The organism is Streptomyces sp. SID9727 (genome assembly GCF_010550605.1).
GTDB lineage: Bacteria > Actinomycetota > Actinomycetes > Streptomycetales > Streptomycetaceae > Streptomyces.
In genome coordinates this window covers 1-5374 of sequence record NZ_JAAGNI010000185.1, presented here as the reverse complement: position 1 = coordinate 5374, position 5374 = coordinate 1, and the positions used below count along the sequence as shown (strand labels likewise).

The window sequence follows — 5374 nt, the reverse complement described above, 5'->3', positions numbered from 1 at the left end:
GCCGCTGTCCGGGGCCCGCGCCGTCGCGCCCGGCCCGCTGCTGCCGGCCCGCGCCCGGCTCCTCGTGCACTCCGTGGGACGGAGGGGTCCGCCGCTCGGGGCCTGTGCCCTCTGAGCACGCGCGCCCCGCACCGTACGACCCACCCCACACGGAGAACACCACCATGAGCAAGCGCAACAGCCAGGCCAACAAGTCCGCCGCCCGCGAGCGGCTGCGCGCGGAGCGCGAGCGCCAGGCGAAGAAGGACAAGGCCCGCCGGCAGGTCGTCGTCGCCGGCTCGGCGGTCGGGGTCCTCGTCGTCGTCGCCGGGATCAGCTACGCGGTGATGGAGCTGAACAAGCCGTCCCACTGGGACTCCCTCAAGGACGAGAAGACGGTGGTCGCGCCCAAGAACACCTCGGGCAAGGACGGCACCACCGTCGTCATCGGCAAGGACAGCGCCAAGAAGACCCTGAAGCTGTACGAGGACTCCCGCTGCCCGATCTGCGCCTCGTTCGAGCAGGCCGTCGGCCCGACCGTCACCAAGGACGTCGCGGACGGCAAGTACAAGATCCAGTACATAGGGGCGTCGTTCATCGACGGCGACAGCCTCGGCGGGGACAACCCGTCCGTCGGCACCCGCGGCGAGGGCTCCAAGAACGCCCTGAGCGCGCTGGGCGCCGCGCTGAACGTGAGCACCGACGCGTTCCTGGAGTACAAGAGCGCGCTGTACTCGGCCGAGTTCCACCCGGAGGAGTCCGACGACAAGTTCAAGGACGACAGCTACCTCATCAAGGTGGCCGACTCGGTGAAGGACCTCAAGGGCAACAAGGAGTTCCAGAAGGCCGTCGAGGACGGCACGTACGACGCCTGGGCCCTGAAGATGTCCAAGAGCTTCGACGAGAACAAGGACGACGTGACCGGCACGCCGACCCTCGTCATGGACGGCAAGAAGGTCACCGGCAGCGACGGCAAGAACGCGCCGATGACCGTGGACGACTACAACACGGCGATCGCTGCGGCCCTGAAGGGCTGATTCCTGGCTCCCGCAGGAAGGGGGGCGGACCCGTTCCGGGTGCGCCCCCCTTCCGCATCAGCCCGGGCGCACGCGCACGGCCGTCGAGATCCAGCCACCGAAGGGCGCGTCTCCGGCTGATGACGCCGCCGTTTCGAACGGCTTTCCGCGCGGACGGAATCCGGACACACCGACCACCCGAGCTCACCGATACATGAAGTTCGTGTTCAAAACTTCGGTCCGCGGAGAAGATTTTCTTCCCCTTGCCCCGGTCTGCACCGCGAATCATTGGGCCGGATCACTCCTGCCCCGACATGACATGCGCACGTAATCTCCGGCGTCAGGCGAGGAACCCCCTCCCCTTCCCACGTCCGCGAGGAGCCCCCCGTGCGCACTCCTGCCCGTATATCACCGCGTATGCGCCACCGCGCGATCGGCATCGCCGCCCTGGCCGGAACCCTGGCCCTGGCGCCCCTCACCGTTCCCTCCGGCGCCACCGCCGCGTCCGGCGGCGTCACGGCGGCCAGGTCCGCCGACGCCTGTGCGGACGCCCCGGCCTCCGCAACGGCCCGCCAGTCCCGGCCCAGCGGCTCCCCGCACGCGGCCGACCCGAACGAGCTCACCAGCGCCCAGGCCGCGGCCATCGACCAGCAGATGAGACAGAGACTCGCCGAGCGCCGCCTCACCGGCCCCACGCTCGCCGCCGGCGCGACCATCCCGGTCTACTTCCACGTCATCCACTCCGGCACCACGGGCAAGCTCACCTCGGGCGACATCAGCAGCCAGATGAGCGTGCTGAACGCCGCGTACAGCGGCCAGGGCACCGGGAACACCGCCACCGGCTTCCAGTTCTCGCTGGCCGGCACCGACTACACGGACAACGCGTCCTGGTACAACCTCTCCTCCGGCTCGTCGGCCGAGAAGGCGATGAAGACGGCCCTGCGCAAGGGCGGCAGGAACGCGCTCAACATCTACACCGCCAACCTGGGCGGCGGGCTGCTCGGCTGGGCGACGTTCCCCAGCTCCTACACCTCCAGCCCGTCCATGGACGGCGTCGTCATCCTCGACGCCTCACTGCCCGGCGGCCCCGCGACGCACTACGACGAGGGCGACACCGCGACCCACGAGGTCGGCCACTGGATGGGGCTGTACCACACCTTCCAGGGCGGTTGTAACGGCAACGGCGACTACGTGGCCGACACCCCCGCAGAGAAGAGCGCCGCCTACGAGTGCCCGACCGGCCGCGACACCTGCACCAACAAGACCGGCGCCGACCCCATCCACAACTTCATGGACTACACCTACGACTCCTGCATGTACCAGTTCACCCCGGGCCAGGTGCAGCGCATGAGCGACAGCTGGGCCGCCTACCGCGGCTGACCGCAGCCTGCCCCGGAGGGCTCCGCACGCCCCGGCGCGCGGAGCCCTTCGCGCGTCACAGCGTGGCGAGGAACCCGATCGCGACCTTCCAGGCCAGCTCCGCCGCCTCCCGGTCGAAGTCCGGCAGCTCCGGGTCGGTGAAGAGGTGGCCGGCGCCCGGGTAGCGGTAGACCTCCACGTCCGCCCCGGTCCGCTGCATGTCCAGGTACCAGGAGTTCAGCCAGTCGGCCGTCTCGTACGGGTCGGGGTCGGCGACGTGCAGCTGTACGGGCAGCTCGTCCACCGAGGCGTTCTCGGCGATGTCCGAGGTGCCGTGGAGGAGCAGCAGCCCGCGTGCCTTCTCGTCGCCGAGGGCCAGCGTCTGGGCGACCGAGGCGCCGAGCGAGAAGCCGGCGTACACGAGGCCCTGGTCGGAGTAGGGCGCGGCGGCGAGCACGGCCCGCTTCAGCAGCTCCTCCTTGCCGGTCTCCTCCCGGAACGCCTCCGCTTCCTCCACCGAATCAAAGGTGTGCCCGTCGAACAGATCGGGCACGCGCACCTCGTGCCCTGCGGCGCGCAGCCGTTCGGCTGCGGCGTGCACGGCGGGGCGCAGACCGTACATCGAGTGGAAAAGCATGATGTTCATGACGCCCATGGTGCCAGTTGCGTTCGAAGGGATGGAGAGCGACAGCATGGAGAGTGTTCTGCGGCCGCTGATCGTCCTCGGCGGCTCGGTGGTGATCACCCTGGCGGCGGGCTGGTTCTTCGACTTCCTGCTGAGGCGCACCGACGCCCGGCACCACGACACCCCGCTGTGGGGGCTGCTGCGGCGCTGCCGCATACCGTTCCAGCTGGTCATGTGCGCGGCGCTGCTGCGCGGTACGTACGACCGGACCGGTCTCGGGGCGGTCCAGGACCACCGGGTGGGCATCGGCCGGCTGCTGACGCTGGTGCTGATCGGCGCGTCGGCCTGGCTGGTGGTGCGGATCGCCATCGCGGTCGTGGACTCCGTGTACGCGCGCTACGCGGCGGCCCACAACCGGGACCCGGCACGGGTGCGGCGGGTGCGGACGCAGGTGACGCTGATCCAGCGGGTCGTCGTCGCGATCGTGACGATCCTGGCCGTCGCGGCCATGCTGCTGACGTTCCCCGAGATGCAGGCGGTCGGCACCTCGATGCTGGCCTCGGCCGGTCTCGTCGGCATCGTCGCCGGTGTCGCCGCCCAGTCCACGCTGGGCAACCTCTTCGCGGGCCTCCAGATCGCGTTCGGCGACATGGTCCGCATCGGCGACACCGTGGTGGTGGACGGCGAGTGGGGCACGATCGAGGAGATCACACTGACCTTCCTCGCGGTGCGTACGTGGGACGAGCGGCGGATCACCATGCCGGTCTCGTACTTCACGGGCAAGCCGTTCGAGAACTGGTCGCGCGGCGGGGCGCAGATGACCGGCTCGGTCTTCTTCCACCTCGACCACTCGGCGCCGATCGAGGCGATGCGCGACAAGCTGCGGGACATCCTCGGCGAGTGCGCCGCCTGGGACGGCCGGAACTGGTCCCTGGCCGTCACGGACACCACCCCGACGACGATCCAGGTGCGCGCGGTCGTCACGGCGAAGGACGCGGACGACATCTGGACGGCGCGCTGCGCGGTCCGGGAACAGCTGATCGGCTGGCTGCGCGACCACCACCCGTACGCGCTGCCCCGGGTCGCGACGGCCCCCGCCGCGCTCCCGCCCGGCGACGCGTGGCCGTGGGTGAACGGCAAGGACGAGAAGTCCGCGAGCAGCTGGAACAGGACCCCGCGTACCGGCCGGGGCTGACCGCGTCGGAACAGGCCCTCAGCGCAGGCTGCGTACGTCCAGCTGCCGCAGGACCCGGTCCACGACCTCCGGGTCCGCGCCGGGCTCGCTGCGCGCGGAGAGCACGGCGTGGCGGGCGGCCGACATCATCTCGCGCTGGACACGGCTGACCACCTGGAACCGCTCGACGCGCCTGGCGTAGGCGTCCCGCCGTTCGTCGTCCACCATCTCCGGGCTGATCCGCGCCCCCACGTCGTACGCCAGCCGGTGCAGCCGGTCGGCCACGTCCTCGGGCAGGTCCTCGGTCTCCTCGATCTTCTTCAGCCGCTCCCGGGCCGCCTTGGCCGCCCGGACCGCGAGGTCCTTCTCCAGGGCCGCCTCGGCGTCCGTGTCCGCGCGCACCCCGAGCCGCCGCACCAGCCAGGGCAGCGTCAGCCCCTGGAAGACCAGGGTCACCATGATCACGGAGAACGCGATGAACACGATCTCGTCGCGGCCGGGGAACGGCTTGCCGTCGTCCGTCTCCAGCGGGATCGCGAGGGCCAGCGCGACGGAGGCCACCCCGCGCATCCCGGCCCACCACATGATCACGGTCTCCCGCCAGCTGGTGGGGATCTCCTCGCTGACGTCCCGCCGGGTGTGCAGCCGCTTCGCGAGCCAGGTGGCCGGCAGCAGGTACAGCAGCCGTACGCCGACGACGACCGCCACGACCACGAGGCCCCAGCCGGCCGTCTCCAGCAGGCGCCCGTCGGCGGTGCCGAACACGTTGTGCAGTTCGAGGCCGATGAGCCCGAAGGCGATCCCGGTGACGAGGGTGTCGACGATGTCCCAGAAGGTGCGTCCGGTGAGCCGGCCGAGGACGTCGTCGGCGTCGGCGGTGTGCTCCGCGAGGAACATCGCGGTCATGAGGACGGCGAGCACGCCGGAGCCCATCAGCTCCTCGGCGAGCACGTAGCTGACGAACGGCACCAGCAGGGTCAGCCCGACCTGGAGGGTGGCGTCGCCGAGCAGCCCCATGAGCTTGATGGTGAGCCAGCCGAGCGCGACGCCCACCACGACGGCGACCACCGCGGACAGCACGAGCAGCCCGAACGCCTCGGGCCACGAGAAGGTCCCGCTGACAGCCGCCGCGATGGCCACGTGGTACAGCACGATCGCGGTGACGTCGTTGAACAGCCCCTCGCCCTCCAGGATGGAGACGAGCCGCCGGGGCAGCCCGAC

At 70.6% G+C, this 5374-nt stretch carries 5 protein-coding genes; 3 read left to right on the top strand and 2 right to left on the bottom strand.

The features are described from left to right. Positions 1-164 precede the first annotated feature (164 nt). Entirely contained in the window at positions 165-1016 is an 852-nt protein-coding gene (locus G3I41_RS12730; protein ID WP_164400322.1) for a thioredoxin domain-containing protein, read from the top strand. 396 nt (positions 1017-1412) lie between these two features. Further along, positions 1413-2375 carry a zinc metalloprotease gene (locus tag G3I41_RS12725; RefSeq protein ID WP_164400321.1) on the top strand — a complete coding sequence of 321 codons (963 nt, stop codon included), beginning with the start codon at positions 1413-1415 and terminating at the stop codon, positions 2373-2375. A gap of 55 nt (positions 2376-2430) precedes the next feature. Here G3I41_RS12725 and G3I41_RS12720 read toward each other — a convergent pair whose 3' ends face one another. Further along, positions 2431-3009, bottom strand: coding sequence for a dienelactone hydrolase family protein (locus tag G3I41_RS12720; RefSeq protein ID WP_164400323.1), 579 nt, complete (start codon positions 3007-3009; stop codon positions 2431-2433). 37 nt (positions 3010-3046) lie between these two features. On the opposite strand from G3I41_RS12720, the gene G3I41_RS12715 reads away from it, so the two are divergent. Continuing rightward, complete coding sequence (locus tag G3I41_RS12715; RefSeq protein WP_164400320.1) at positions 3047-4174, top strand: mechanosensitive ion channel domain-containing protein; 1128 nt, start codon at positions 3047-3049, stop codon at positions 4172-4174. Between the two features lie 18 nt (positions 4175-4192). Here G3I41_RS12715 and G3I41_RS12710 read toward each other — a convergent pair. Further along, positions 4193-5374, bottom strand: a 1182-nt coding sequence (locus G3I41_RS12710) for a cation:proton antiporter (protein ID WP_164400319.1), incomplete at its 5' end; no start/stop codon positions are given.